Annotated in this window: 25 protein-coding genes and 1 pseudogene; 9 read left to right on the top strand and 17 right to left on the bottom strand. The window is 63.2% G+C overall.

Annotation, left to right across the window (positions count from 1 at the left end; all coding sequences use genetic code 11):
- Window positions 1-128: 128 nt before the first annotated feature.
- The gene (locus QRN70_RS21790) at window positions 129-512 is read right to left on the bottom strand and encodes a hypothetical protein (protein WP_285419954.1); all 384 of its coding nucleotides are present in this window, start codon (window positions 510-512) and stop codon (window positions 129-131) included.
- Window positions 513-660: 148 nt separating this feature from the next.
- Here QRN70_RS21790 and QRN70_RS21795 point away from each other — a divergent pair, with 148 nt between their 5' ends.
- Together QRN70_RS21795 and QRN70_RS21800 are read left to right on the top strand one after the other, a co-directional pair.
- Complete coding sequence (locus QRN70_RS21795; protein ID WP_285419955.1) at window positions 661-858, top strand: heavy-metal-associated domain-containing protein; 198 nt, start codon at window positions 661-663, stop codon at window positions 856-858.
- 106 nt (window positions 859-964) lie between these two features.
- Window positions 965-2,167: a multidrug effflux MFS transporter gene (locus QRN70_RS21800; protein WP_285419956.1), complete on the top strand. Its 1,203-nt coding sequence runs from the start codon at window positions 965-967 to the stop codon at window positions 2,165-2,167.
- A gap of 11 nt (window positions 2,168-2,178) precedes the next feature.
- Here the strand turns inward: QRN70_RS21800 and QRN70_RS21805 are convergent, their stop codons facing one another.
- The 3 genes from QRN70_RS21805 to QRN70_RS21815 form a co-directional block, all read right to left on the bottom strand.
- Window positions 2,179-2,352 carry a hypothetical protein gene (locus QRN70_RS21805; RefSeq protein WP_285419957.1) on the bottom strand — a complete coding sequence of 58 codons (174 nt, stop codon included), beginning with the start codon at window positions 2,350-2,352 and terminating at the stop codon, window positions 2,179-2,181.
- 165 nt (window positions 2,353-2,517) lie between these two features.
- A complete protein-coding gene (locus QRN70_RS21810) occupies window positions 2,518-3,531 on the bottom strand; it encodes a zinc-binding alcohol dehydrogenase family protein (RefSeq protein WP_285419958.1) in 1,014 nt (337 codons plus the stop codon).
- 31 nt (window positions 3,532-3,562) lie between these two features.
- Window positions 3,563-3,856, bottom strand: a complete 294-nt coding sequence (locus QRN70_RS21815) for a putative quinol monooxygenase (RefSeq protein WP_285419959.1) — start codon at window positions 3,854-3,856, stop codon at window positions 3,563-3,565.
- Between the two features lie 115 nt (window positions 3,857-3,971).
- Here QRN70_RS21815 and vimR point away from each other — a divergent pair, with 115 nt between their 5' ends.
- The 3 genes from vimR (at window position 3,972) to QRN70_RS21830 (ending at window position 7,462) form a co-directional block, all read left to right on the top strand.
- Window positions 3,972-4,901, top strand: coding sequence for a transcription regulator VimR (gene vimR / locus QRN70_RS21820; RefSeq protein ID WP_285419960.1), 930 nt, complete (start codon window positions 3,972-3,974; stop codon window positions 4,899-4,901).
- 315 nt (window positions 4,902-5,216) lie between these two features.
- Window positions 5,217-5,951 (top strand): ArsR/SmtB family transcription factor, encoded by a 735-nt coding sequence (locus QRN70_RS21825; protein WP_285419961.1) that lies wholly within the window; start codon window positions 5,217-5,219, stop codon window positions 5,949-5,951.
- A 128-nt stretch (window positions 5,952-6,079) separates the two neighbouring features.
- Complete coding sequence (locus tag QRN70_RS21830; RefSeq protein ID WP_285419962.1) at window positions 6,080-7,462, top strand: MFS transporter; 1,383 nt, start codon at window positions 6,080-6,082, stop codon at window positions 7,460-7,462.
- Between the two features lie 59 nt (window positions 7,463-7,521).
- Here the strand turns inward: QRN70_RS21830 and QRN70_RS21835 are convergent, their stop codons facing one another.
- From QRN70_RS21835 to QRN70_RS21845, 3 genes are all read right to left on the bottom strand, one after another.
- On the bottom strand, window positions 7,522-8,475 hold the full coding sequence (locus QRN70_RS21835; RefSeq protein WP_285419963.1) for an adenosine deaminase: 954 nt from the start codon (window positions 8,473-8,475) through the stop codon (window positions 7,522-7,524).
- An 80-nt stretch (window positions 8,476-8,555) separates the two neighbouring features.
- Window positions 8,556-9,521, bottom strand: coding sequence for a 2-oxoglutarate and iron-dependent oxygenase domain-containing protein (locus tag QRN70_RS21840; RefSeq protein WP_285419964.1), 966 nt, complete (start codon window positions 9,519-9,521; stop codon window positions 8,556-8,558).
- 198 nt (window positions 9,522-9,719) lie between these two features.
- Window positions 9,720-10,793, bottom strand: a complete 1,074-nt coding sequence (locus QRN70_RS21845; RefSeq protein WP_285419965.1) for a BMP family ABC transporter substrate-binding protein — start codon at window positions 10,791-10,793, stop codon at window positions 9,720-9,722.
- A 286-nt stretch (window positions 10,794-11,079) separates the two neighbouring features.
- On the opposite strand from QRN70_RS21845, the gene QRN70_RS21850 reads away from it, so the two are divergent.
- Entirely contained in the window at window positions 11,080-12,171 is a 1,092-nt protein-coding gene (locus QRN70_RS21850; protein WP_285419966.1) for a calcium:cation antiporter, read from the top strand.
- A gap of 235 nt (window positions 12,172-12,406) precedes the next feature.
- Here QRN70_RS21850 and QRN70_RS21855 read toward each other — a convergent pair whose 3' ends face one another.
- From QRN70_RS21855 to QRN70_RS21865, 3 genes are all read right to left on the bottom strand, one after another.
- The gene (locus tag QRN70_RS21855; RefSeq protein ID WP_285419967.1) at window positions 12,407-13,765 is read right to left on the bottom strand and encodes an 8-oxoguanine deaminase; all 1,359 of its coding nucleotides are present in this window, start codon (window positions 13,763-13,765) and stop codon (window positions 12,407-12,409) included.
- Between the two features lie 255 nt (window positions 13,766-14,020).
- Window positions 14,021-14,707: an SDR family oxidoreductase gene (locus QRN70_RS21860; RefSeq protein WP_285419968.1), complete on the bottom strand. Its 687-nt coding sequence runs from the start codon at window positions 14,705-14,707 to the stop codon at window positions 14,021-14,023.
- 25 nt (window positions 14,708-14,732) lie between these two features.
- Window positions 14,733-15,083, bottom strand: a complete 351-nt coding sequence (locus QRN70_RS21865; RefSeq protein WP_285419969.1) for a MerR family transcriptional regulator — start codon at window positions 15,081-15,083, stop codon at window positions 14,733-14,735.
- Between the two features lie 83 nt (window positions 15,084-15,166).
- Here QRN70_RS21865 and QRN70_RS21870 point away from each other — a divergent pair, with 83 nt between their 5' ends.
- Window positions 15,167-15,592 carry a hypothetical protein gene (locus QRN70_RS21870; protein WP_285419970.1) on the top strand — a complete coding sequence of 142 codons (426 nt, stop codon included), beginning with the start codon at window positions 15,167-15,169 and terminating at the stop codon, window positions 15,590-15,592.
- Window positions 15,593-15,656: 64 nt separating this feature from the next.
- Here QRN70_RS21870 and QRN70_RS21875 read toward each other — a convergent pair whose 3' ends face one another.
- The 7 genes and pseudogenes from QRN70_RS21875 to QRN70_RS21905 form a co-directional block, all read right to left on the bottom strand.
- Window positions 15,657-16,583 (bottom strand): ABC transporter permease, encoded by a 927-nt coding sequence (locus QRN70_RS21875; RefSeq protein ID WP_285419971.1) that lies wholly within the window; start codon window positions 16,581-16,583, stop codon window positions 15,657-15,659.
- Window positions 16,583-17,689: an ABC transporter permease gene (locus QRN70_RS21880; protein WP_285419972.1), complete on the bottom strand. Its 1,107-nt coding sequence runs from the start codon at window positions 17,687-17,689 to the stop codon at window positions 16,583-16,585. Before QRN70_RS21880 ends, QRN70_RS21875 begins: the two co-directional genes overlap by 1 nt.
- An 11-nt stretch (window positions 17,690-17,700) precedes the next feature.
- Window positions 17,701-19,251 carry an ABC transporter ATP-binding protein gene (locus tag QRN70_RS21885; RefSeq protein WP_285419973.1) on the bottom strand — a complete coding sequence of 517 codons (1,551 nt, stop codon included), beginning with the start codon at window positions 19,249-19,251 and terminating at the stop codon, window positions 17,701-17,703.
- 611 nt (window positions 19,252-19,862) lie between these two features.
- A pseudogene (locus tag QRN70_RS21890) lies at window positions 19,863-20,441 on the bottom strand (IMPACT family protein); the annotation flags it as partial.
- 7 nt (window positions 20,442-20,448) lie between these two features.
- On the bottom strand, window positions 20,449-21,099 hold the full coding sequence (locus tag QRN70_RS21895) for a TetR/AcrR family transcriptional regulator (RefSeq protein WP_285419974.1): 651 nt from the start codon (window positions 21,097-21,099) through the stop codon (window positions 20,449-20,451).
- A gap of 88 nt (window positions 21,100-21,187) precedes the next feature.
- Window positions 21,188-22,576 carry a uracil-xanthine permease family protein gene (locus QRN70_RS21900; protein WP_285419975.1) on the bottom strand — a complete coding sequence of 463 codons (1,389 nt, stop codon included), beginning with the start codon at window positions 22,574-22,576 and terminating at the stop codon, window positions 21,188-21,190.
- A 122-nt stretch (window positions 22,577-22,698) separates the two neighbouring features.
- Window positions 22,699-23,619, bottom strand: coding sequence for a LysR family transcriptional regulator (locus QRN70_RS21905; RefSeq protein ID WP_285419976.1), 921 nt, complete (start codon window positions 23,617-23,619; stop codon window positions 22,699-22,701).
- A gap of 137 nt (window positions 23,620-23,756) precedes the next feature.
- On the opposite strand from QRN70_RS21905, the gene aptA reads away from it, so the two are divergent.
- Window positions 23,757-25,106 (top strand): omega-aminotransferase AptA, encoded by a 1,350-nt coding sequence (gene aptA / locus QRN70_RS21910; protein WP_285419977.1) that lies wholly within the window; start codon window positions 23,757-23,759, stop codon window positions 25,104-25,106.
- Window positions 25,107-25,183: 77 nt separating this feature from the next.
- Window positions 25,184-26,677 (top strand): CoA-acylating methylmalonate-semialdehyde dehydrogenase, encoded by a 1,494-nt coding sequence (locus tag QRN70_RS21915; RefSeq protein ID WP_011332326.1) that lies wholly within the window; start codon window positions 25,184-25,186, stop codon window positions 26,675-26,677.
- The last annotated feature ends 163 nt before the right edge of the window (window positions 26,678-26,840 follow it).

Here is a 26,840-nt window from a genome sequence, read left to right on the forward strand (position 1 = left end):
ACTCCCTGTAGAAGATGCCTACAGGATCAACCTTGCCATGCGGGCAAGGTCAAGCGCCAATCCCTTTGTCGGCTCCGGGCGTTGCCACGCTCGGTGTGGCAACGCTCAGGATCGGCGGGTGCGGCGAATCAGTAACCGAGCCCGGCCGGCTTCAGGTACATGCCTTCCTGGTTCATCGCGATGCGGAATTTCAGCACATCGCCGGCATGCAGTCGGATCTCCTGCGAGCCCGGCGCGAGCATGCCCGGGTTGCAGCCCGGCATCTGTCCCGGCAGCAGTTTCAGGCGCAGCGACACGGTGCCCGGCGGCAGGTTGAACGAGGTGCTCTGCTCCTGATACAGGCGCGCCGAGAGTTGATCCTGGATGTACACGCCGATCTCGCAGGAGGTCGCCACTTCCAGGCGCTCGCGGGAAATGATCAGCACCCCGTAATCCTCGCCGGTGGCGTGCACCGAAGGGATGGCGGCAAAGAGGCTGAGGAAGCCAAACAGGCTGAAAGCTGACCAGCGCATGGCTGAATCTCCTGAATTCGAGTCATTGATGCACGCAGCTTGGCCGAGCACGGCGCCGATTGCCAGCCCGGCAGTTTTTCGCAGAACTTGACCTTGCCATCGTGGCAAGCTCGAGACTGCCGGCAACCTCACTCAAAGGAGTCATTCCATGCAAGTGTTCACAGTCCAGGGCATGTCCTGCGGTCATTGCGTCAAAGCCATCACCAACGCCGTGCAGGCGCGGGATCCCGCCGCCAGCGTGCGGGTCGACCTGGCGGCGAAGGAGGTCGGCGTGCAGAGCACACTGAGCGCCGAACAGGTGATCGCCGCGATCAGCGCAGAAGGTTATGCGGTCAAGGTGGCCTGATCTTTTTAATAGTTAGCGAGCTATCGGAATGTTCAAGGCGTCCCGGCGCGGCTAGACTGTGGGGCTGCCAACCCATGCTCCACTGCATGCCCAACCTGGATGCCTGATGAACTTCCGTACCATTCTGATTCTCGGCGCCTTGAGCGCCTTCGGTCCTTTGGCGATCGACTTCTACCTGCCGGCGTTTCCGTCCATGGCGCTGGCATTCGGCACCGATGAAAAACACGTGCAGCTGACCCTGGCGGCGTATTTCCTCGGCCTGTCCATCGGCCAATTGCTCTATGGCCCGGTGGCCGACCGCTTTGGCCGGCGCATTCCCTTGCTCAGCGGCGTCGGTCTGTTCACCGCTGCGTCGCTGGCCTGCGCCTACGCGCCGAACCTGGAGTGGCTGATCGGCGCGCGCTTCGTCCAGGCCCTGGGCGGTTGCGCGGGGATGGTGATCTCGCGGGCGGTGGTCAGCGACAAATGCGATGCGGTGGGTTCGGCGAAAGTCTTCTCGCAGCTGATGCTGGTGATGGGCCTGGCGCCGATTCTTGCGCCGATGCTCGGCGGGCTGCTGGTCAACACCAGCGGCTGGCAGTCGATTTTCCTGGTGCTGACCGGTTTCAGCGCCCTGGCCGGCCTCGCCGTGGCCCTCGGGTTGCCGGAAAGCCTGCCCGACTATGTGCCGCGCCAGCCGCTGTCCGGGGCCTTGCGCCAGTACGGGCGGCTGTTCAAGGATCCGATCTTCCTCGGCCACGCGCTGACCGGCGGCATCGCGATTGCCGGGATGTTCGCCTATATCGCCGGTTCGCCGTTCGTCTTCATCAAGCTCTACGGGGTGCCGGCCGAGCACTTCGGCTGGCTGTTCGGCACCAACGCGGCGGGGTTCATTCTGGTGGCGCAGGTCAATGCGCGCCTGCTGGCCAAGCGCGGCCCGGCGTTCCTCCTGGCGCGCGCGGTCTGGGTGTACTTGGGCGCCGGCCTGACCCTGCTGGCCGTCAGTGCGCTGCACACCAGCGCACTGTGGCCGCTGCTGATTCCGTTGTTCGTGTGCATCGCCAGCCTGGGCTGCATCATCCCCAACGCCTCGGCCTGCGCGATGAACGGCCAGGGCGCGCGGGCCGGCAGCGCCTCGGCGTTGCTCGGCTGCCTGCAATTCAGCGTCGCGGCCGGTGCGGCGGCACTGGTCGGCGTGCTGCACGACGGCAGCGCCATGCCGATGGCCATGGTCATCAGCCTGTGTGGATTGCTGGTGGTGAGCGTCGCGATGTTCACCCGACGCTTGCAAAATGCCCGGGCGCTGGCGCAAGCGCAGGCCGGGGCCTGAACAAAGCGTGTTCAGCCGACGGCGCGTTGCTGGTCGGGCTGGGGAATCTGGTGGGGCGCGTGCAGGCGCGCTTCGAGGGTGCGGGTGAAGGCCAAGGCTTCGGCTTCACTGCGGAATGTCACGGCGTGCTGGTCGAGACGGACTTGCCACTGGGACTTTGCCACTTCTTTTATCAGGATCTTCATTGCTGACCTCCCTTGCGTAAAAGATGTACCGCAGAGGCTTCGATTGTAGACCTGAATACGATCGCAATTGTGACAAGGCTCAGCCAGCTGACTGACGGCAAAAAAACAGCGCCGCCGGCGCCAGCTCGATAAAGAGGCTGGCACCGGCGGCGCTGTTTTCGCGTTTTAGAAACCTTCTAAAACAATTTTTCCCTTGGCCTTGCCGCTTTCCAGCAACGCGTGAGCGCGGCGCAGGTTGGCTGCGTCGATGCGGCCGAAGTGTTCACCGACCGTGGTCTTCAAGGTGCCGGCATCGATCAGCTCGGCCACGCGGTTGAGCAGCTTGTGCTGTTCGAGCATGTCCGCGGTTTCGAACAGTGAACGGGTGTACATGAACTCCCAGTGCAGCGACAGGCTCTTGCGCTTGAGCTTGGTCACGTCCAGCGCTTTCGGATCGTCGATCAGTGCCAGTTTGCCTTGCGGCGCCAGGGCCTCGACCAGTTGATCGAGGTGCTGCTCGGTCTGGGTCAGACTGGCGACGTGCGTCACGTTGGCGATCCCGGCGCGTTGCAGTTCCGCGCTCAACGGCTGACTGTGGTCGATCACCAGGTCGGCACCCAGGGCGCTGACCCAGTCGCGGGTTTGTGGCCGCGACGCGGTACCGATCACCTTGAGCCCGGTCAGCTGGCTGGCCAGTTGGGTGAGGATCGAGCCGACGCCACCGGCCGCGCCGACGATCAGCAGGCTCTGCTGTTCATCGGTCTTGCCTTCACGGATCTGCAGGCGATCGAACAACAGCTCCCAAGCGGTGATGGCGGTCAGCGGCAGGGCGGCGGCTTCGGCGAAACCGAGGGTTTTCGGCATATGGCCGACGATGCGCTCATCGACCACGTGCAGTTCGCTGTTGCCGCCGGCGCGGGCGATGGAGCCGGCGTAGAACACCTTGTCGCCCGCCTTGAACAGGCTCACTTCGCTGCCAACGGCCTTGACCACACCCGCCACGTCCCAGCCCAGCACTTTCGCCGCGCCGCCCTCGGGGGCCACGTTCTGCCGCACCTTGGTATCGACCGGGTTGACCGAGATGGCCTTGACCTCCACCAGCAAGTCGCGCGGGCCGGCCACCGGCTCCGGCAGTTCGATGTCCTGCAGGGATTTTTCGTCGCTGATCGGCAGCGAGGCGTAATAGGCGATGGCTTTCATGGATGACTCCTCAACGGTAATGAATGCAGGCTCAGGTAATGGCGCCCAGGCGTTTCAGTTCGAAGTGCTCGATGCAATCGCCGGCGCTGGCCTGGAAGTGCTGGAAATGCGCGCTGGCGTTGTGCGCCTGAAGGATTTCTTCACTGGCCCAGTGTTCGATCACATAGAACACCTGTGGGTCGCTCAGATCCCGGTGCAGGTCGTACTGGCTGCAACCCGCCTCGGCGCGGCTCGGTTCAACCAGGGCGCGCAGGGCGCGTTCAAGGGTGGCCTGCGCGCCGGGCTTGGCGATCAGGGTGGCAATAGCGGTGAATGCCTGGGACATGGACGACTCCGGAGCGGATGAATGCGATGGGCCAGATGATTGGCTATTTCTCTGGCGGATAAAACCCGCTAAAAGAGCAGTCTCTTTCAATATTTTTTTGATAATCGAGGCAAAGATGCTGCGTTTTGATGACCTGCAGTTGTTCGTCCGGGCCGCGGACCTCGGTAGTCTGTCGGCCGCGGCGCGGGTCATGGACATGTCCGCCGCCGTGGCCAGTGCCGCCCTCAAGCGCATCGAACTTCAGCTCGGCGCACGGCTGCTGGCGCGCTCCACGCGCAGCCTGCGGCTGACGGCGGAGGGCGAGGGCTTTCTCGAATACGCCCGGGCGGCGCTGGGCAATCTCGAAGAGGGGCGGCGCCTGCTGGCCAGCGGTCAGGATCAGGTCAGCGGTATCCTGCAATTGTCGGCACCGTCGGATTTCGGTCGCAATCTGCTGCTGCCATGGCTCGACGAGTTTCAGCGCGAGCATCCGAAACTCGCGGTGCGCCTGTTGCTCGGCGACCGCATCGCCGACCTGTTCCGGCAACCGGTGGACGTTGCCCTGCGCTATGGCGAGCCGGAAGATTCCAGCCTGGTCGCGCTGCCGATCGCCCCGCACAACCGCCGCGTACTCTGCGCATCGCCCGACTATCTGGCCCGGCACGGCGAGCCGCAGCAGCTCGAGCAGCTGACGCAGCATAATTGCCTGCTGTACATGCTCGGCAGCCGGGTTCACGACTACTGGAGTTTCCACGACGGCAAGCGCGAGGTCGGCCTGACCGTCAGCGGCGACCGGTTCAGCGACGATGCCGATGTGGTGCGACTGTGGGCCGTGGCCGGCGCGGGCATCGCCTACAAATCGTGGCTGGACGTCGCTGCCGATGTGCTGGCCGGGCGCCTGAAAGTGCTGTTGCCGGAGCTGTTGTGCGAACGCGCTCCGCTGAATCTGCTGTGCGCCCATCGCGCTCAATTGAGTAAGCCGGTGAACCTGTTGCGGGAGATGCTCGCCAGCCGATGCGCCGAATTGGGTAGCCGATTTCCCGCTTTCGCCAAGGCTGCGCATTAGTCGCAGTTAAATAGCGAAATTTCTCTCAGGAACAATCACCAACCGCAGCGGCCCGGACGCAGGAAGCGGCGAGCAACCCGCTTATACTAGCGCCCGCCGCATGCCGGTCCCGACACGCTGCACCGGGCACGCCCGGATCGGGGCATGCGGACGCGCACGAGGGCCGCGTCAAGGTCTGGCATTTTGCCCGCAACGCACGCCGGCCGGGCTCTGCCTGACCACGGCTGTGGCGATTTGCGCGCCTTGGCCGACGACCCATTACTGGTCAAGATGTCCGTGAGCAGTAGACGATACGATTCAACAGGGAGTGAATACATGGAACATGCACCTTGCATCAGCCAGATCGCCACGTTGCTGGCCGATCCCAAGCGCAGCGCGATGATGTGGGCGTTGATGGACGGCTCGGCCCGGCAGACCGAGGAGCTGGCGTTGCTGGCGGGGCTGTCGCCATCCTCGGCCAGCGCCCATCTGGGGCGCCTCTCCGCTGGCGGTCTGTTGAAGGTCGAGGCTCGTGGGCGCAAACGCTTTTTCCGCCTGGCCGCCCCGGAAGTCGGGGCCGCCATCGAGGCTCTCGCCAGCGCGACAATTGCCAGCGCGCCGCGCGCCATCCCTGACGCCTTCAAGCGCAGCACGCCCATCGCCCGCGCATCGGCGGCGCCGTCATCGCTGTTGCGTGCGCGCTTCTGTGATGACCACCTCGGTGGCACGCTGGCGGCGGATCTGTATCAGCGTCTGCTCGACGCCGGCTGGATCGAACAGATCGAACAGCGCGTGGCGGTCACCCACAAGGGCGCGACCCAGCTGGCCCGGCGCGGGGTGTTCATCCAGGCCCTGGCCCATCGCAACGTGCAGGTGGCCTGCGCCTGCCCGGACTGGAGCGAGCGCCGCCCGCACATGGGCGGCTCGCTGGGCGCGGCATTGTTGCAGTTGTTCATGCAATCCGGCTGGCTGACCCTGCCGAATGATTCCCGGGCGCTGCAATTGACGGCCGCCGGGCAACGGGAAATCCATCGGTTTGCCCACGAAACCGAGCTGGAAATGGCGTTGTAGAGCGCTTGCCGGCCGGTCTGGGCAACACCGGCGTCGTCCACGACTGCGAACAGGTCGCATCCAGCATCGAGCCGCCACGGCTATCGCGCACACTCGATCCGGGGATTTTGCCGATTGGGGGACGTGACATGGACATGCAAGGCTATAGCGCGGCAGAACGCCTGGAGCGGCTGCCGCTGAGCGGTTATCACCGGATCATTTTCATCATCATCGCCCTGGCGTTTTTCTTCGACTCCATGGACCTGGCGATGATGACGTTCCTGCTGGGTTCGATCAAAGCCGAGTTCGGCTTGAGCAGTGCCCAGGCCGGGCTGCTCGCCAGTTCGAGTTTCTTCGGCATGGTCCTCGGTGCGTCGCTGTCGGGGATGCTCGCCGACCGCTTCGGGCGCAAACCGGTGTTCCAGTGGAGCATCGTGCTGTGGGGCGTGGCCAGTTACCTGTGTTCGACGGCGCACACCGTGGAGACGCTGACGCTGTTCCGCATCCTGCTGGGGATCGGCATGGGCATGGAGTTTCCGATTGCCCAGTCGATGCTGTCCGAGCTGATCCCGGCCAGCCGGCGCGGGCGCTACATCGCCTTGATGGACGGTTTCTGGCCGCTGGGTTTCGTGGCCGCCGGGGTGCTGTCGTACTTCCTGCTGCCGCTGATCGGCTGGCGGGACATTTTCCTGGTCCTGGCGGTGCCGGCGGTGTTTGTCCTGGCGATCCGCTTCTTCATTCCCGAGTCGCCGCGCTGGTTGGAGCAGGCCGGTCGACATGAGTCGGCGGACCGGGTGTTGAGCGGCATCGAAGAGCGGGTGCGGCGTTCGCTCGGGGTGGCAACCCTGCCGCCGCCGCTGCGCCTGCCGCGGACCGTGACGCCACCGGGCAACTTCTTCTCGGCGCTGCGGCAGATCTGGTCGCCGCAATACCGTCAGCGCACGACGATGATCTGGAGCCTGTGGTTTTTCGCGCTACTGGGTTTCTATGGTCTGACGTCATGGCTCAGCGCGTTGCTGCAACAGTCCGGGTTCGCCGTGACCCAGTCGGTGTATTACACCGTGTTGATTTCCCTGGGCGGGATTCCCGGGTTTCTCATGGCCGCGTGGCTGGTGGAGCGCTGGGGGCGCAAACCGGTGTGCATCGTGACGTTGCTCGGCGGCGGGGTGATGGCGTTTCTCTACGGGCAGAGCGCGGTGTTCGGCGGCAACGTCGCATTGCTGATCGGCTCGGGGTTGCTGATGCAGTTTTTTCTGTTCGGCATGTGGGCGGTGCTCTACACCTACACGCCAGAGCTCTACCCGACGTCGGCGCGGGCCACCGGTTCCGGATTCGCCTCGGCGATCGGTCGCGTCGGTTCACTGCTCGGTCCGCTGGTCACCGGGCTGGTGTTCCCGATTACCGGGCAGGGCGGGGTGTTCGCGCTGGGTGCGCTGTGCTTCGCGATTGCGGCGGGCGTGGTCTGGCTGTTCGGCATGGAGACGCGCGGCAAGACCCTGGAAGAGCTGACTGACGCGCAAGTGGCAGGCTGAATACCGATCCCAATGGGGGAGCCAGCAGGCTGCTCCCCCATTGGGTCATGCGCTGGTGCTTACGGTTTTACCAGGCGCGCATCCAGGCTGTTCTGCGCCAGACGCTGGGCCTGCTCCTGGGTCATGCCCAGGTGTTCGTAAAGCGCATGGAAGTTCTCGGTGACGTAGCCGCCGAAGTACGCCGGGTCATCGGAGTTGACGGTAACCTTCACACCGCGTTCGAGCATGTCGAGGATGTTGTGCTGCGACATGTGATCGAACACGCAGAGCTTGGTGTTCGACAGCGGGCACACGGTCAGCGGGATCTGCTCGTCGATGATCCGCTGCATCAGCCGCTCGTCTTCGATGGCGCGCACGCCATGGTCGATACGCTGGATCTTCAGCAGGTCGATGGCTTCCCAGATGTACTCCGGCGGACCTTCTTCGCCGGCGTGGGCGACGGTCAGGAAGCCTTCGCCACGCGCGCGCTCGAACACGCGCTGGAACTTGCTCGGCGGGTGGCCCATCTCGGAGCTGTCCAGGCCGACGGCGACAAACGCGTCACGGAAGGGCAGGGCCTGGTCGAGGGTTTTCTGCGCTTCGTCTTCGCTCAGGTGGCGCAGGAAACTCAGGATCAAGCCGCTGCTGATGCCCAGTTGCTGTTCGCCATCCTTGAGCGCGGCGGCGATGCCATTGAGCACCACTTCGAACGGGATACCGCGGTCGGTGTGGGTCTGCGGATCGAAGAACGGCTCGGTGTGAATCACGTTCTGCGCTTTGCAACGCAGCAGGTAGGCCCAGGTCAGGTCGTAGAAATCCTGCGAGGTGCGCAGCACGTCGGCGCCCTGGTAGTACAGGTCGAGGAATTCCTGCAGGTTGTTGAAGGCGTAGGCCTTGCGCAGGGTCTCGACGTCGCTCCACGGCAGGGCGATCTTGTTGCGTTCGGCCAGGGCGAACAGCAGCTCGGGCTCCAGCGAACCTTCGAGGTGCAGGTGCAGTTCGGCCTTGGGCAGGGCATTGAGCCAGTCGTACATATTCTTTTCTCATCAGGTGCAATGGCGGCATTCTACAGATGCCCGCTGAAACTATTGGCAAAACCTGACCAAGCGATCCATCACACGGCTTGCGGCTCCCGGCGATACGCGTAGGTATCGGCGAAGCGCGACAGCAGGAATTCGGCGCAGGTGGTCGTTGGATACTTCGCCGGATGCTCGGCGTCCTGGCAGCCGGGCAGGCATTCGATGCGGGTGTCGGGGTGCGGTTCGGCGAAGAACGGCATCGAATAGCGATCCACTCCAAGCGGACTGATGACCCGATGCGGTGTCGAGCGATAACGGTCGTTGCTCCAGCGCGCCATCATGTCGCCGAGGTTGACCACGAACGTGCCATCGATGGGCGGCGCGTCGATCCATTCGCCGTTGACGTTCTTCACTTGCAGGCCACCGGCGCGGTCCTGATAGAGCAGGGTGATGCAGCCGTAATCGGTGTGCGCACCGGCACCCTGTTGCTCGGCGGAACTGGCGGTGTGACGTGGCGGGTAATGGATCATGCGCAGCACGGAGACGGGCTCGACGAAGCGGCTGTCGAAGAAGTCGCGCTCGATGCCCAGCGCAATCGTCATCGCCCGCAGCAGGGTTTGCGCCAGAGCCTGCATGTCGAGGTAATGCTGCTCCAGCAGCGCCTCCCAGCCCGCTTGCGGCGGATGGCGGTTCGGCCCGCGCAGAGGCTTTTCCGCCAGCACGTCGGGATGATCGGCCGGCAGGTGCAGGCCCATGTCGAAGGTTTCCTTGAGGTCGCTGGGCTTGTCCGGGTCGAGCTGTTCGGTGGCGATGGCGCCGTAGCCGCGATGGTGGCGGGTCTGGGTGATGTCGATCTTGAGTTTTTCTTCTGCCGGTTGCGCAAAAAAGCGCTGGGCGTGGGCGAGCAGGGCATCGATGCGTTGCGCCGCAATCGGGTGGCCCTTGATGTAGAAGAAGCCCCATTCGCGGCAGGCGTGGTCGATCTGTGCGGCGACGGCGGGCCAGGCGTTCTGGTCGGCGGAGTAGAGCGGGCTGACGTCGATGATTGGAAGCTGATCCATACACAATCCTTGAAAGGTATAAGGGGGACCGTTCCCACGCTCCGCGTGGGAATGCCTCAATGGACGCGGAGCGTCCCGGGCTGCAATGTGGGCGTTGGCTTGCCAGCGATAGCGGTCTCACAGGCAACAATGATGTCGAATGTGAGGGCCTCATCGCTGGCAAGCCAGCTCCCACAGGGTCCGTGTCGGTAGTAAAAATTACTTCGGCATCTCGGCTTTCATGCCTTCGACGTAGTAGTTCATCGACGCCAGTTCGGCATTGCTCGCGCTGGTGCCGGCGGGGATTTTCTCGACGCCGGCCTGATCCTTGATCGGCCCGGTGAACGGCTGCAGGGCGCCGCTCTTGATGTCGGCGATGATCTGCTCGGCTTCGGCTTTCACCGGCGCCGGAACCAGGTCGCTGATCGGCAGTTCGACCGTGCCTTCCTTCAGCCCGCCCCAGTAGTCCTGGGATTTCCAGCTGTGGTCGATCACGCTCTGGGTTGCCTGGATGTAGTGCGGCGCCCAGTCGTTGACGATCGAGGTCAGCACCGCTTTCGGCCCGAAGTGCGCCATGTCCGAGGCATAACCCACGGCATACACGCCGCGGCGTTCGGCCGCCTGGATCGGTGCCGGGCTGTCGGTGTGCTGGAACACCACGTCGACGCCCTGGTCGATCAGCGCGTTGGCGGCGTCGGCTTCCTTGCCTGGGTCGAACCACGAGTTGACCCACACCACTTTGATTTCGGTGCCGGGGTTGTACTTGTTCAGGGCCAGCTGGATGGCGTTGATGTCGCGGATCACTTCCGGGATCGGGAACGAGGCGACGTAGCCGATTTTTTTGCTCTTGGTCATCTTCGCTGCGAGGAAGCCGCCGACGTAGCGGCCCTCATAGGTTCGCGCGAGGTAGGTGCCGAGGTTCTTGTCCTGCTTGTAGCCAGTGGCGTGTTCGAAGGTCACCTTGGGAAATTGCTTGGCGACTTTCACCGTCGGGTTCATGTAGCCGAAGGAGGTGGTGAAGATCAGGTCGTAGTTGTCCTTGGCCATGTTGCGGATGACCCGCTCGGCGTCGGCGCCTTCGGCGACGTTTTCCACGTAATTGGTGCTGATCTGCGTGCCGAGTTTTTCCGCCAGCGCCTTGCGCCCCTGTTCATGCTGATACGTCCAGCCGTGGTCGCCGATCGGGCCGATATAGACGAAACCGACTTTCAGCGGCTCGGCGGCGCTGGCGCTCAGGCTCAGACCGACGCCGATGGCGGCGCACAGCAGTTTGTGCAGCGGACGAATTTGCATGAATTGAAGCTCCGTTTTGTTGTGTGTGGTCAGGGCAATGCAAAAGACTGACCAAGCGGACAACAATCTGGCTTGAAACCGAGGCGCGCGCCTCGCGGGCAAGCTCGCTCCCACAAAAACGCCGCGATCCCTGTGGGAGCGGGCTTGCTCGCGGAGAGGCCGCAAAGGCCTATAAAAGTGCAGGCGTAGATAAAGCTGCCATCCACTGGTGCGCTAAGGTGTAACGAAACGTTAGCGGCGCGCCGCAGTCAGTAGCTCATTCGAATCTCTCGGCAAAAGGCCCTCCATGCTCACGATTCTCAAGCAAGAAAGCTTTCTGCTGCTGGCGGTGATTGCCGCGTGCATCGCCTATCCGCTGGAACACTGGATGCTCCACAGCGGCCAGGTCGTCGCGCTGATCTGCGGGCTGGTGCTGATCGCGTTCATCGTCGCCGCGTCGATGCGCGTTGCCCATCACGCCGAACTGCTCGCGGAAAAGGTCGGTGACCCTTACGGCACGATGATCCTGACCCTCGCGGCGGTGCTGGTGGAAGTGGTGATCCTGGCGATCATGATGAGCAACGAAGCCTCGCCGACGCTGGTGCGCGACACGATCTACTCGGCGGTGATGCTCGACATCAACGGCATCCTCGGCCTCGCCGCGCTGATGGGCGGGATCAAGCATGGCGAGCAGTCCTACAACGACGATTCGGCGCGTAGCTACAGCGTGATGATCCTCACCGCCATGGGCGTGTCGATGGTCGTGCCGGAGTTCATTCCCGAGGCCAACTGGAAAATTTATTCGGCGTTCACCATCGGTGCGATGGTGGTGCTGTACGCGTTGTTCCTGCGCATGCAGGTCGGCCCGCACAGTTACTTTTTCAGCTACAGCTACCCGGACAAACGACGCAGGAAGGAACCGCTGGAGCAGGAGCCGAAACCGCTCAGCCTGGGCCTGTCGATCGGCATTCTGGTGTTCGGCGTGGTGGTGATCGGCGCGCTGGCCGAAGTGATGTCGAAGACCCTCGATCTGGGCCTGGAAGGGACCGGGGCGCCGCCGGTGATCACGGCGATTCTGGTGGCGGCGATTTCCGCGGCGCCAGAGATTCTGACGGCGTTGCGAGCCGCCTTGGCCAACCGCATGCAGTCGGTGGTCAACATCGCCATGGGCGCATCATTGTCGACCGTGATCCTCACGGTGCCGGTGATGGAAGCAATGGCGCTCTACACCGGCCAGCCGTTCCAGATGGCCATGACCCCGGTGCAGACCGTGATGATTTTCATCACCCTGATCGTCAGCGCGATCAACCTCAACGACGGTGAAACCAATGCCATCGAAGGCATGACCCACTTTGTGCTGTTTGCGACGTTCATCATGCTGTCGCTGCTCGGGCTTTGAGAGGAACCGCCGCTGACCGATCGAAATCACGGCTGACCGATCGTTCCCACGCTCGTAAGTGGGAACGCATCCCGGGAAGCTCTGCGTGCCAACGTCGGACGCAGAGCGTCCATGGCGGCATTCCCACGCAGAGCGTAAGAACGATCAGTCAAATGCATTCCCACGCAGAGCGTAGAAGCGATCAGTCAAATGCATCCCCACGCAGAGCGTGGGAACGATCGTTGAGAAGAGGCAATCAGGTGCCCGCGATCAACTGCCGAGCCGCCTGGCTGTGATCGGCGATCAGGCCTTTGAGATCCAACCCTTCTACCTGCCCGTCAACCACGCGCCATTTGCCGCCGATCATCACTCGATCCGCCCGGTCCGCACCGCACAACAGCAATGCCGAAATCGGATCGTGGCTGCCGGAGAAGCGCAGCTCATCGAGCTTGAACAAAGCCAGGTCGGCCTGCTTGCCCACCGCCAGTTCGCCGATGTCGGTGCGGCCCAACAGGCTCGCCGAGCCCTTGGTCGCCCAGCCCAGCACGCGTTCCGGGGTGATCTTTTCCGCACCGTAACGCAGGCGCTGGATGTACAGGGCCTGGCGTGCTTCGAGGATCATGTTCGAGGCATCGTTGGACGCCGAGCCGTCGACGCCCAGGCCGAACAGCGCACCGGCGTCGGTCAGTTCGATACTCGGGCAGATGCCGGACGCCAGGCGCATGTTCGAGCTCGGGCAATGGCAGATCCCGGTGCCGGCCTGACCGAGGCGGGCGATTTCGTCCGGGTTGAAATGGATGCCGTGGGCCAGCCAGGTGCGCGGGCCGAGCCAGCCGACGCTGTCCAGGTAATCCACGGTGCGCAGGCCGAAGCGTTGCAGGCAGAAGTCTTCTTCGTCGAGGGTTTCCGCCAGGTGCGTGTGCAGGCGCACGTCGAGCTGATTCGCCAGTTCGGCGCTGGCCGCCATGATCTGCGGCGTCACCGAGAACGGTGAGCACGGCGCCAGGGCGATCTGGATCTGCGCGCCGTCGCCACGTTCGTGGTACTCGTGGATCAGCCGCTGGCTGTCATCGAGAATCACCTGACCTTCCTGCACGGTCTGCTGCGGTGGCAGGCCGCCGTCCTTCTCGCCGAGGCTCATCGAACCACGAGTGAGCATGGCGCGCATGCCCAGTTCGCGGACGGTTTCGACTTGCACGTCGATGGCGTTTTCCAGGCCGTCGGGGAACAGGTAATGGTGGTCGGCGGCGGTGGTGCAACCGGAGAGCAGCAACTCGGCCAGCGCAACCTTGGTGGCGAGGGCGAGTTTTTCCGGGGTCAGCCGGGCCCACACCGGGTACAGGGTTTTCAGCCAGGGGAACAACGGCTGATTGACCACCGGCGCCCAGGCGCGGGTCAGGGTCTGATAGAAGTGATGATGGGTGTTGATCAGGCCCGGCAGGATCACATGTTCACGGGCATCGAACACTTCAGTGCACGGCGCGGACGGTTGCTGGCCGGCAGCGAGCACTTCGACGATCACGCCGTCTTGCAGGACCAGGCCGCCACGGGCATCGAGCGCATTGGCAGTGAAAATGGCGAGGGGGTTTTTCAACCAGGTACGGGTCGCAGGCATTGTGGCCGGCTCCTCTGAAAGTGGGTTCAGGGTTGCCAGCTCAGTGTTGCCCTGTCTGCTGATCCAGGGTCGCCGCGAAGGACGAGGCGCGCAGTTTCAAACAAATTGCGGCGGCGGGCAAGCCCGACCCGACAGCCAACATAACTGTTCCTGTGGCAGCGGGCGTGCTCGTGAAAGCGTCGTGTCAGTCAATGGATCAGTGACCTGACATACAGCTTTCGCGAGCAAGCCCGCTGCCACAGGGGATTGTGGTGCTTACCAGGGAATGGTTTCGCCCTTGTAGTTGATGAAGTGATGGCCACCCTTGCCGGTATAGGCATTCACCTGGTCGACCAGGCCGCGGGTGCTGGTGTCTACGTCGAGGTCGGCACCTTCACCGCCCATATCGGTCTTCACCCATCCCGGATGCAGCGACAGCACGGTGAGTTTCTGCTCGCCCAACTGCGTGACGAAACTGTTGGTCATCGAGTTCAGCGCAGCCTTGCTCGCCTTGTACAGCGCCAGTTCCGGGGCGTCAGGTACGGTGACGCTGCCCAGACCGGAACTCATGAATGCCAGCACACCGCTGCCGTCTCGGATCTGCCCGACAAAGCGTTGCGCCAGATTGATCGGGGCCACGGCGTTGGTGAAGAACAACTGGCCGACTTCGGCCAGTGTCGCCGCACCTGGCGTCTGCACCTCGGGGCCTTTGACTCCGGCGTTGACGAACAGCAGGTCGAAGGTCTCGCTCTTGAGCTGCTGGCTCAGGGCGATCACCGCCTGTTGGTCGTCCATGTCGAGTTTCTCGATCCGCACGTTGCCCAGCGCCTGCAGCGCTTGAGCCTTCTGCGGATTGCGCACGGTGGCGGTCACCTGCCAGCCATCGGCCAGCAGGGTTTTCACCAACCCGAGGCCCAAGCCACGGGAGGCGCCGATGATCAGTGCGTTTTTTGCCTGGGACATGACGGGATTCCTTGAAAGTTACGGTTCACGGATTCAATGGACACGCCTGACCGAGCCGTTGTTGCAACTCTCGTCGCAGCACATCGAGTTCGCTCATGCGGGTTTCGATCAATTGCAGCTTGTCGCGCAGCAACTGCGCCACGGCGTTTTCCGGGTCGGGCGCGTTCCACAATGCAGCGACGCTGTTGCCGATTTCGCCGAGGGTAAAACCCAGGCGCTGCGCAGTCTTGATGTAGAGCACCAGTTGCAGCATTTCCGGCGGATAGTCGCGATAGCCATTGGCGCTGCGTTGCGCCGCAATCAACCCGCGCTGCTCGTAGAAGCGCAGGGTGTCACGGCTGACGGCGCTGGCCCGGGCTAATTCACCAATGCGCATGTGGGATCTCAAGAGAGCTGTTGACCCTGGAGCATACTCCAGGCTTTACCGTGCGTGCTCCTCGAATTTCTGGAGCCTGGACGATGTGGACTTCGACGCAGTATCGCAACGTGGTGCGCGGTAGCGCCTGGTATGACCTGATCGTGACGGCAGCGTTTGCCACGCCGTGGAGTTTCGCCGCGGTGCATGCGGCGTTGACGGCGCTGAGTCAGGCGCTGGCGTTGCCCGGTGAACTGCCGCCCTTCGCGCCTGTGCATATGCTCATGGCGAATCTGTTGGGCTCGGTGGTGTGCGTGTGGGCGTTGCTGCGGATTCGTCATCCGCAGGCGCGTTATGGACGGTATGACGCGCTGGCGCGGTTTCTGTTTGCGACCTGGCAGGCGTATGCCCTGGTGCATGGTGCCAGTTCGTTGCTGGTGGTTTTTCTGGTCTTCGAGTTGGCGTGGGGCATTGCACAGCTGTTGCCTGTGCGGACGCCTTCGCGCGCTGGATCGCTCGCACCGTGTTGATGACGTACCGCCGCTGAACCCGTGGCAGCGAGCCTGCTCGCGAAAAGGCTCGCCCCAACGCCAATCAATGCCCTGACTGCCATGGCTGCCCCAACGACACCGGTGCATACAACCGAGTCCGCACGGCATCGCGCGACAACAGCACCAGCACCACAATCGTCGCGACGTACGGCAGCATCGCCAGCAGGCTCGACGGAATCGCCAGCCCCAGGCCCTGCGCCACCAGGTGCAGGATGCTGGCGAGGCCAAACAGGTAGGCCCCGAGCAACAGGCGCCACACCCGCCAACTGGCAAACACCACCAGCGCCAGGGCGATCCAGCCACGCCCGGCGGTCATGTTTTCCGCCCACATCGGCGTGTACGCCAGCGACAGGTAAGCCCCGGCCAGCCCGGCCATCGCCCCGCCGAACAGCACCGCCAGGGTGCGCACGGTCAATACCGGCAGGCCCATGGCACTGGCCGCGTCCGGGTTCTCGCCGACCGCTTGAATGATCAGGCCGATCCGACTCTTGACGATCACCCATGCCACCAGCGCAAACAGGGCGAACGACAGATACACCAGCAGATCCTGAGCAAACAGCATGCGCCCGAGCAGCGGAATCTCGCTCAAGTACGCAATCGCCACCGGCTCGAACCCGGCCAGGGGCTTGCCAACCCACGCCGCGCCGACAAAGGTCGACAGGCCCACGCCGAAAATCGTCAGCGCCAGCCCGGTCGCCACCTGATTGGCATTGAACAGCAGCGCGACCACGGCAAACAGCGCCGACAGTAGCATCCCGGCGAGCATCGCCAGCAACACGCCGAGCCACAGATTGCCGCTGCTGAAGGCGACGATAAACCCGATCACCGCGCCAAACAGCATCATGCCTTCCTGGCCAAGGTTGAGCACGCCGCTCTTTTCGCAGATCAGTTCACCCAGTGCCACCAGCAGCAGCGGTGTGCCGCAACGCACCATGGCGTAGAGAATATTGCTCAGCAGATCGATATCCATCACAGCGCTCCGGCGGTTACGGCGGTGGTTGAAGTACGCCGCGCCCAGTGCAGGTTCAGGCGCGGGCGATAGAGAATCAGCACGTCACAGGCGAGCAGGAAAAACAGCATCATCCCTTGGAACAATTGGCTGATTGCCTGCGGCAGGTTGAGGGTCATCTGCGCGCTCTCGCCGCCGATGTAGAGCAGTGCCATCAGCAGGCTGGAGCACAGAATCCCCAGCGGATTCAGGCGCCCGAGGAACGCCACGGTGATCGCCGCGTAGCCGTAGCCCGGCGAGACCTGCGGCACCAGTTGGCCGATCGGCCCGGTGACTTCGCAGACCCCGGCCAGGCCCGCCAGTGCGCCGCTGATCAGCAGCGCCAGCCAGATCAGGCGCTTCTCGCGAAAACCGACCAGACCGGCCGCACGCTTGTCCAGCCCGAGCACTTTGATCTGGAAGCCGATAAAACTTTTCTGCAGCAACACCCACACCGCCACCAGCGCGAGCAGGGCGAAATACACCCCGGCGTGTACCCGGCCATCCTCCAGCAGCAACGGCAGGCGGCTGGCGTCGCCGAACATCGCCGACTCGGGAAAGTTGTACCCGGCCGGGTCCTTCAACGGCCCGTGGACGCAGAACAGCAAGAGGTTCAGGGCAATGTAATTGAGCATGATGCTGGTGAGGATTTCATTGGCGTTGAAGCGCGTGCGCAGCCACGCGGTGAGCCCGGCCCACGCGGCACCGGCGAGGGTGCCGGTGAGCAGGATCAGCACCAGCGCCCAGCGGCTCTGCATATCGATGATGTGCACCGCCAGCGCGCTGCCGGCCAGCGCGCCGAGGAGCAACTGGCCTTCGGCGCCGATGTTCCAGATCCGCGCCTGATAGGCCACCGCCAGGCCCAGGGCGCAGAGCAGGATCGGCAACGCCTTGACCAGGAGCTCGGACACGCCGTACAGGTCGCTGACCGGGGCGATCAGCAAGGTGTGCAGGGTTTGCAGCGGATCGTGACCGAGGGCGATGAACAGCAGCGAGCCGCAGCCGAGGGTCAGCAGTGCCGCCAGCAGCGGCGAGCACCACAGCATCAGGCGCGACTGGCGGCCACGGGGTTCGAGGGAAAGCAGCATGGAAAACTCCGTTAAACCGTGGCGTGGGAAGGTTGAGGGCGTTCGAACTGGCCGGCCATCCAGCCGCCGACATCGCTGAGCCGGGTGTCCGCCGTCGCGTGCAGTGCCGAGAGACGGCCGCCGCACAACGCACCGAGGCGGTCGCTGATCTGGAACAGTTCGTCGAGGTCTTCGCTGATCACCAGGATCGCCGCGCCGGCATCGCGCAGGGCGATCAGCGCGCGGTGGATGATCGCCGCTGCGCCGACGTCGACGCCCCAGGTCGGGTGCGCCGCCACCAGCAGTTTCGGTTGCTGGAGGATCTCCCGGCCCAGGATGAATTTCTGCAGGTTGCCGCCGGACAGACTGCGGGCGGCCGCTTGCGTGTCCGGGGTTTTCACCGCGAAGCGCTGGATGATGGCCTCGGCGAGTGCCTGGACTTTGCTGCGCTCGATCAGGCCATGGCGGACCAGCCCGTGTTGAAAGGCCGTGAGCAGCGCGTTGTCCGCCAGGCTCAGCTCCGGCACTGCGCCGTGGCCCAGGCGTTCGGCCGGGACGAAGGCCAGGCCGAGTCTGCGCCGTGCATCCGCACGCAAATCGCCGACGGCACGTGAGGCAAAGGCAATCCTTGCCGCGTCCGCGCGGGGCAGCGGTTGTTCGCCGCTGAGCAGCGCCAGCAATTCATCCTGACCGTTGCCGGCGACCCCGGCGATGCCGACGATTTCACCGCTGCGTACCTGCAAGTCGATGCTGCTCAGCGAACAGCCGAACGGGTCGGGGTTGCGCCAGCTCAGGTCGCGGACCTGCAGGAACGGAACGCCGCCGCTGACCTTGGGATACTCGCCGATCAACGCGGCAGCCTCGCCGACCATCAATTGCGCCAGTTGCGGGTCGGAGCATTCTGCCGGTCGGCAATGCCCGGCGACGCGGCCGCCGCGCAACACGGTGGCGCTGTGGCACAGGGCGCGGACTTCCGCCAGTTTGTGGCTGATGAAGAGGATGCTGCAGCCCTCGGCAGCGAGGCGGCGCAGGGTGCTGAACAAGTCGTCGGCCTCCTGCGGGGTGAGCACCGAGGTCGGCTCGTCGAGGATCAGCAGGCGAATGTCCTGCATCAGGCAGCGGACGATTTCCACCCGTTGCCGCTCGCCCATCGACAGACTGTGGACCAGTCGCTGCGGTTCCAGCGCCATGCCATAGCGCTGTGCGACCTCGCGAATCCGCGGTTCCAGCTGTTTCGGTGTACCGGCACCCGCCCCCATGGCCAGGGCGATGTTCTGCGCCACGCTGAGGGTTTCGAACAGCGAGAAATGCTGGAACACCATGCCGATGCCCAACTGCCGCGCCTGGGCCGGACTGCGGACATGAATGCGCTGCCCCTGCCAGAGGATTTCGCCCGCGTCCGCCTGGGTCACGCCGTAGATGATTTTCATCAGGGTGCTTTTGCCAGCGCCGTTTTCCCCGAGCAGGGCATGGATTTCCCCGCTGGCGATGTTCAGGTCGATGGCATCGTTGGCCAGGCAACCGGGGTAGCGTTTGCTGATATGGCGCAGTTGCAGGCGCGGCGTTGAATCTGGGCTGGGCATGACAGGCTCGACTGGCTTGGAGTTGTGCCTGTGGATAAAGCAATTTCCTGGCCATTGAGTCAGGAACCGCTGCAGCCCCGACGCAGCAGCCGCTGGCGCAGAGCCGCGCAGAGCAATTGGCCCTGGCGCGCGGCACCAATAGAGAGCAAAGCCATTGATCAGGCTCCAGTTTTGCCCGTCGGCAATTGGTCAAAAAACGAGCAAATGTCTGGGGGCTATGCAGCACCTGCGACTGCGCCAGCCATGAACGGGTTATCCACAGGTTGCTCCACAGTATTTGTGTGCAAGCGGCAATCGCGGGCATAAGCACTCGCGTGCTTTCTTCTAATGGTGATAAACCGTGCTAACTACTTGTTCCTGCTTGAAATTTTCGCTGGCTGGGGAAAATTGAACGAAAAATGAACAAACCGCGCAAAGCCACGTGACAGAAGGGTTACAGCGGTATGTGCTCAGGTTATCCACAGTCGGGTGCACAGCCGGTGTGGGCAACTCTGCGGAATAAGCGCAATGGCCAATGCCCTAAAAGATCGCAGCCCTCGGCAGCGGGTGATGCGTTGCGGCGCAGGGGCTGGAGAAGGCTCAGGACGTGTTCGGGCGCTTTTGCCCGTCTGACGCTGCAACACAATCCGTCCCCGGCTCAAATCCGCCAGTTGCGTCTGCAACAGATCGATCTGCGCTGCACCCAGCGCCAGCTGCAACTCGACACCATTGGCCGTGAAGTGCTCGTCCACCACCAGGCCGCCAAGATCCGCCACCCGCAACTTCACCAGCGCCAGTTCGGCGAAGCTGCAGGCACAGTGCACCGGCACGCGGCTGATCAATTCGACTTTGGCTGCCGCCTGCAGGCACTTGTTGGCGCCACCGCCATAGGCCCGGGCCAGGCCGCCGGTGCCCAGTTGAATGCCGCCGTACCAGCGGATCACCAGCACCGCGACCTGATCGCAGTGCTGGGCCTCGATGGCCGCCAGGATCGGCCGCCCGGCAGTGCCGCCGGGTTCGCCATCGTCGTTGCTGCGGTACTGATCGCCGAGTTTCCACGCCCAGCAATTGTGCGAGGCATTCAAGTCGCTGTGCTGCGCGAAAAACGCCTGCGCATCGGCGGGGCTGCTGATCGGCGTGGCGAACGTGATGAAGCGGCTCTTGCGAATATCTTCGCGGTACTCGCAAAAACCGCTGAGGGTGAAGGGCATAAACGTCTTAAATAGTCGGAGTGAGGCCGCAGCCTTTGAGAATGATGCGGATCAGGTTGTTGCCGGCGTCTTCCATGTCCTGCTTGGTCAATTTGCTGCGACCGCTGACCCGGCAGATCTGGGTGGCGAAGTCGGCGTAGTGCTGGGTGCTGCCCCACAGCAGGAAAATCAGGTGCACCGGATCCACCGGGTCCATCTTGCCGGCGTCGATCCACGCCTGGAACACCGCCGCCCGACCCTGGAACCAGGCACGGTAGTCCTGGTTGAAATACTCGGTGAGGCATTCGCCACCGCTGATCACTTCCATGGCGAAAATCCGCGAGGCCTGTGGCTGGCGCCGGGAGAATTCCATTTTTGCGCGGATGTAGCGGGTCAACGCTTCGGCCGGATCGTCCTCGGCGGTGAGCGTATTGAAGGTGCTGTCCCACAGCTCGATGATGTTGCTCAGCACCGCGACGTACAGGCCGAGCTTGTTGGTGAAGTAATAATGCAGGTTCGCCTTGGGCAACCCGGCCTTCACGGCGATGGTGTTCATGCTGGTGCCTTTGTACCCGTGACGGGCGAACTCGTCCTCGGCGGCTTTGATGATGGTCTCTTCGTTTTTCTGACGAATGCGGCTGGCGGGTTTGCCGCCATGGGCTGGGACTTCAAAGGTCATAGGCACTTCCGGGTTTGTCTGTGGGTGCAACCAGTTGCGTTGATAGCGCACCCACAGGCATCCGACAAGTCCCGCGACAATAAAACCGTTACGCCTGTTCGATCTTGTCCAGTGGAGCGTGGGCTGTGCTGCTCGCGGTTTTTGCCTCCGGCAGCAGCAGGCACAGGATAATCGCGGTCAGGCCACCGCTGGTGATGGCCGAGTCGAACAGGTTCTGCACCAGTTTCGGCAGCAGGTGCAGCAGGTTCGGTTGCGCGGCGATACCCAGGCCGACGCCGAACGAGGTGGCGATGATCAGCATGCTGCGCCGGTCCAGGGGCGACTGCGCAAGGATGCGCACACCGGCCGCCGCGACGCTGCCGAACATCACCAGGGTAGCGCCGCCGAGCACCGGTTTGGGGATCTGCTGCAGCACCGCGCCGATCAGCGGAAACAGGCCGAGCGCAAACAGGATCACGCCGATGTACAGGCCGACGTAGCGACTGGCCACGCCGGTCAACTGAATCACCCCGTTGTTCTGCGCGAAAGTGGTGTTGGGAAAGGCGCTGAACGTCGCCGCGATCATGCAGCTGACGCCGTCACCCAATACTCCGCCGCGTAACCGGCTTATATAGGAAGGGCCGGTGATCGGTTGGCGGGCGAGCATGCAGTTGGCGGTGAGGTCGCCGACGGTTTCGATGGTGCTGATCAGATAAATCAGCGCGACCGGCAGGAAAGCCGTCCAGTCGAAACTGAATCCGAACTTGAATGGCGTAGGAAGACTCACCAGCGGCAGGTCAGGCAAGGCCTGCGGCACCAGTTTGCCAGTGCACCAGGCGGCCAGGCTGCCGAGCAGCAGACCGATGATGATCGCCGAAAGTCGTATCCACGGTGTGTTCGAGCGGTTGAGCAGGATGATCGTCAGCAGCACGAACAGGCCCAGCGCCAGATTGCCCGGGGCGCCGAAGTCCGCTGCGTTGAAGCCGCCACCCAGATCGGTGATGCCGACCTTGATCAGGCTCACCCCGATCAGAGTGATGACGATGCCGGTCACCAGCGGCGTCACCACCCGGCGCAACTGACCGATGCAGCGACTGAGCACGATCTGCACCACGGCACCGAAAAAACACACACCGAAGATCATCGCCAGAATCTCCTCCGGCGTGCCGCCGCGTTGCTTGACCAGAAATCCGGCCGACAGCACCGCGCCGAGAAAGGCGAAACTGGTGCCTTGCAGGCAGATCATCCCCGCACCGATGCCGAACGGCCGCCGCGCCTGAATAAAGGTGCCGACCCCGGACACCATCAGCGCCATGCTGATCAGGTACGGCAAGTGCGCGGTCAGGCCGAGGGCCGAGCCGATCACCAGCGGCGGGGTGATGATGCCGACGAAACTGGCGAGCACGTGTTGCAGTGCGGCAAGCACGGCCGCGAGCGGTTTGGGGCGGTCGTCGAGGCCGTAGATCAGTTCGCTGGACGGTTCAGAATCTGGCTGCATGGGTTTAGGCTTCTTTTTGAAGGATCGAGGTTGATCCCTGCTTTGCAAAAAGCTGTCCACTTGCTCAGGTTATTCGCTGATTTTCTTGCTCAGGCCCAGCGTGGCTGGGCTTTTGCGCTATTTCAACGGGTCGCCGCCAGGCTCTCCAGAAAGCTCTCCAGCACCAAATGGGGGCGCCGCCCCTTGCGCGTGACCGATGCGAGGCTCAAGTCGTAGAACCGCGTCGTCGATTTCAGCGCACGCAGGCGCCCCTGCTGTACCCAAAGGCTGGCGTAGTGATCCGGCAGATAACCGATGTAGCGCCCGGTCAGGATCAGAAACGCCATACCTTCGCGGTCGGAAGCACTGGCGGTGCAGTTGAGCGCCTGGTAATGCGCCTGGATGTCTGCCGGCAACCGAAAGGTCGGGGCGATGGCGTCCTGGCTGTTCAGGCGTTCGTCATCGAGCTGCTTGTCATCGACATAGAACAGCGGATGACCGACCGCGCAATAAAGCAGCGAACGCTCGCTGTACAGCGGCTGGTATTCCAGCCCCGACAGGGCGCTGGCCTGCGGCACCACGCCGACATGCAGGCGCCCGTCGAGCACACCTTGCTCGACTTCGTTGGGGGCGATCATGCGGATCTGGATCTGCACGTCCGGCCCGCGTTCCTTCAATTGCGCCAGCGCGTGGGTGATGCGCATGTGGGGCAGGGTGACCAGGTTGTCGGTCAGGCCGATGATCAACTCGCCGCGCAAATGCTGGTGCAGACCGTTGACCTCGGTGCGGAAACTTTCCAGTGCACTCAACAGCTGCAGTGCCGACTGATAGACCTCGCGGCCCTCTTCGGTCAGGGAGAATCCGGCGCGCCCGCGTTGGCACAGACGCAGACCGAGGCGTTGCTCCAGATCGCTCATCTGCTGGCTGATCGCCGAGCGGCCGATGCCGAGCACGGTTTCGGCGGCCGAAAAGCCGCCGCACTCGACCACGCTGCGGAAGATCCGTAGCAGGCGGATATCGAAGTCGCTGACCTGGGCCAGGGGATCGGGGCGGCGGGTGCTCATGGTGGTCAGCTCAAAGTTTAGTAATGATCTAACTGAAGGTTAGAAGAGTTGGATTTCACCGACTTTATTCGCGTGGCAACTTAGCTGCAACAACGCTTTTTATCTCCCTGCCGCTTTTGCTTTGCGAGGATTTGTCGATGAACATGCCTGAAAACGCGCCGTCGCCGCTGGCCAGTCAACTGAAGCTGGACGCGCACTGGATGCCGTACACCGCCAACCGCAACTTCCAGCGCGATCCGCGGCTGATCGTCGGTGCCGAAGGCAGCTGGCTGTTCGATGACAAGGGTCGCAAGATCTACGATTCGCTGTCCGGTCTGTGGACCTGCGGCGCGGGCCACACCCGCAAGGAAATCCAGGAGGCGGTGGCCAAGCAGCTGGGCACCCTCGATTACTCGCCGGGTTTCCAGTACGGTCACCCGCTGTCGTTCCAGCTGGCCGAGAAAATCACCGAGCTGACCCCGGGCAACCTGAACCACGTGTTCTTCACCGACTCCGGCTCCGAGTGCGCCGACACCGCGGTGAAAATGGTCCGTGCCTACTGGCGCCTGAAGGGTCAGTCGACCAAGACCAAAATGATCGGCCGTGCCCGTGGCTACCACGGCGTGAACATTGCCGGCACCAGCCTCGGTGGCGTCAACGGCAACCGCAAACTGTTCGGTCAGGCGATGATGGATGTCGATCACCTGCCGCACACCCTGCTGGCCAGCAACGCCTTCTCCCGCGGCATGCCGGAGCAGGGCGGTATCGCTCTGGCCGATGAACTGCTGAAGCTGATCGAGCTGCATGACGCATCGAATATCGCCGCGGTGTTCGTCGAGCCCATGGCCGGTTCCGCCGGTGTCCTGGTGCCGCCGCAGGGTTACCTGAAGCGTCTGCGCGAAATCTGCGACCAGCACAACATCCTCCTGGTGTTCGACGAAGTGATCACCGGTTTCGGCCGCACGGGCTCGATGTTCGGCGCCGAGAGCTTTGGCGTGACCCCGGACCTGATGTGCATCGCCAAGCAAGTCACCAACGGCGCGATCCCGATGGGCGCGGTGATTGCCAGCTCCGAGATCTACCAGACTTTCATGAATCAACCGACGCCGGAATACGCCGTGGAATTCCCCCACGGCTACACCTACTCGGCGCACCCGGTGGCTTGCGCCGCGGGTCTGGCAGCCCTCGACCTGCTGCAAAAGGAAAACCTGGTGCAGAGCGTGGCCGACGTCGCGCCGCACTTCGAAAACGCGCTGCACGGCCTGAAAGGCTCGAAGAACGTGATCGACATCCGCAACTACGGTCTGGCCGGTGCGATCCAGATTGCCGCCCGTGACGGCGACGCCATCGTGCGTCCGTTCGAAGCCGGCATGGCTCTGTGGAAGGCCGGTTTCTATGTGCGCTTCGGTGGCGACACCCTGCAGTTCGGCCCAACCTTCAACAGCAAGCCGCAGGACCTCGATCGTCTGTTCGACGCGGTCGGCGAAGTGCTGAACAAGCTCGACTGATTTTTCCTTCTATATAGATACGCCAATAGCAGGCGCCCCCTGACGGGCGTCTGCGCACAAGAATTCAGGAGTTTTCGATGAGCGTTATCCCGCATTTGATCAACGGCGAACTGGTGACCGAGAACGGTCGCGCGGTCGATGTGTTCAACCCGTCCACTGGCCAGGCGATCCACAAGCTGCCGCTGGCCAGCCGCGAAACCATCCAGCACGCGATCGACGCCGCCAAGGCTGCCTTCCCGGCCTGGCGCAACACGCCGCCGGCCAAACGTGCCCAGGTGATGTTCCGCTTCAAGCAGTTGCTGGAGCAGAACGAAGCACGCATCGCGCAATTGATCAGTGAAGAACACGGCAAGACCCTGGAAGATGCCGCCGGTGAGCTGAAGCGCGGTATCGAGAACGTCGAGTTCGCCTGCGCTGCCCCGGAAATTCTCAAGGGCGAGTACAGCCGCAACGTCGGCCCGAACATCGATGCCTGGTCGGATTTCCAGCCGCTGGGCGTGGTGGCCGGGATCACCCCGTTCAACTTCCCGGCAATGGTGCCGCTGTGGATGTATCCGCTGGCGATCGTCTGCGGCAACTGCTTCATCCTCAAGCCGTCCGAGCGTGATCCAAGCTCGACTCTGCTGATCGCGCAACTGCTGCTGGAAGCCGGCCTGCCCAAAGGTGTGCTGAGCGTAGTGCATGGCGACAAGACTGCAGTGGACGCGCTGATCGAAGCGCCGGAAGTCAAAGCGCTGAGCTTCGTCGGTTCGACGCCGATTGCCGAATACATCTATGCCGAAGGCACCAAGCGCGGCAAACGCGTCCAGGCACTAGGCGGGGCGAAGAACCACGCCGTGCTGATGCCGGATGCGGATCTGGACAACGCGGTCAGCGCCTTGATGGGCGCGGCCTACGGTTCCTGTGGCGAACGCTGCATGGCGATCTCGGTGGCGGTGTGCGTCGGCGATCAGGTGGCGGATGCGCTGGTGGCCAAACTGGTACCACAGATCAAAGCACTGAAAATCGGTGCCGGCACTTCCTGCGGCCTGGACATGGGGCCGCTGGTGACCGGTCAGGCGCGCGACAAGGTCAGCGGGTATGTCGAAGACGGCGTGGCCGCGGGCGCGACCCTGGTGGTCGACGGTCGCGGGCTGAGCGTTGCCGGTCACGAAGAGGGCTTCTTCCTCGGTGGCTGCCTGTTCGACAACGTCACCCCTGAAATGCGCATCTATAAAGAAGAGATCTTCGGCCCGGTGCTGTGCGTGGTGCGCGTGAACAGCCTGGAAGAGGCGATGCAGTTGATCAACGATCACGAATACGGCAACGGCACCTGCATCTTCACCCGTGATGGTGAGGCGGCGCGTCTGTTCTGCGACGAGATCGAAGTCGGCATGGTCGGCGTCAACGTCCCGCTGCCGGTGCCGGTGGCCTACCACAGCTTCGGCGGCTGGAAGCGTTCGCTGTTCGGCGACCTGCATGCCTATGGCCCGGATGGCGTGCGCTTCTATACCCGGCGCAAGGCGATCACTCAGCGCTGGCCACAGCGTGCGAGCCATGAAGCTTCGCAGTTCGCATTCCCCAGCTTGTAAGTAGCAGGGAGTGCAGAAGGCCGACCTCTTGAGGTCGGCCTTCTTGTTTTCGGGCGTTTTTGACCGATATGACAGAAATATGAAAAAAGGTGTTGACGGCAGATTCTGGAGGTCTATAATTCGCCCCACTTCCGGCGCAGTCGAAACGGAAAACTCCTTGAGA

Origin of the sequence: Pseudomonas sp. efr-133-TYG-5 (assembly GCF_030209175.1) — a bacterium.
Lineage (GTDB): Bacteria > Pseudomonadota > Gammaproteobacteria > Pseudomonadales > Pseudomonadaceae > Aquipseudomonas.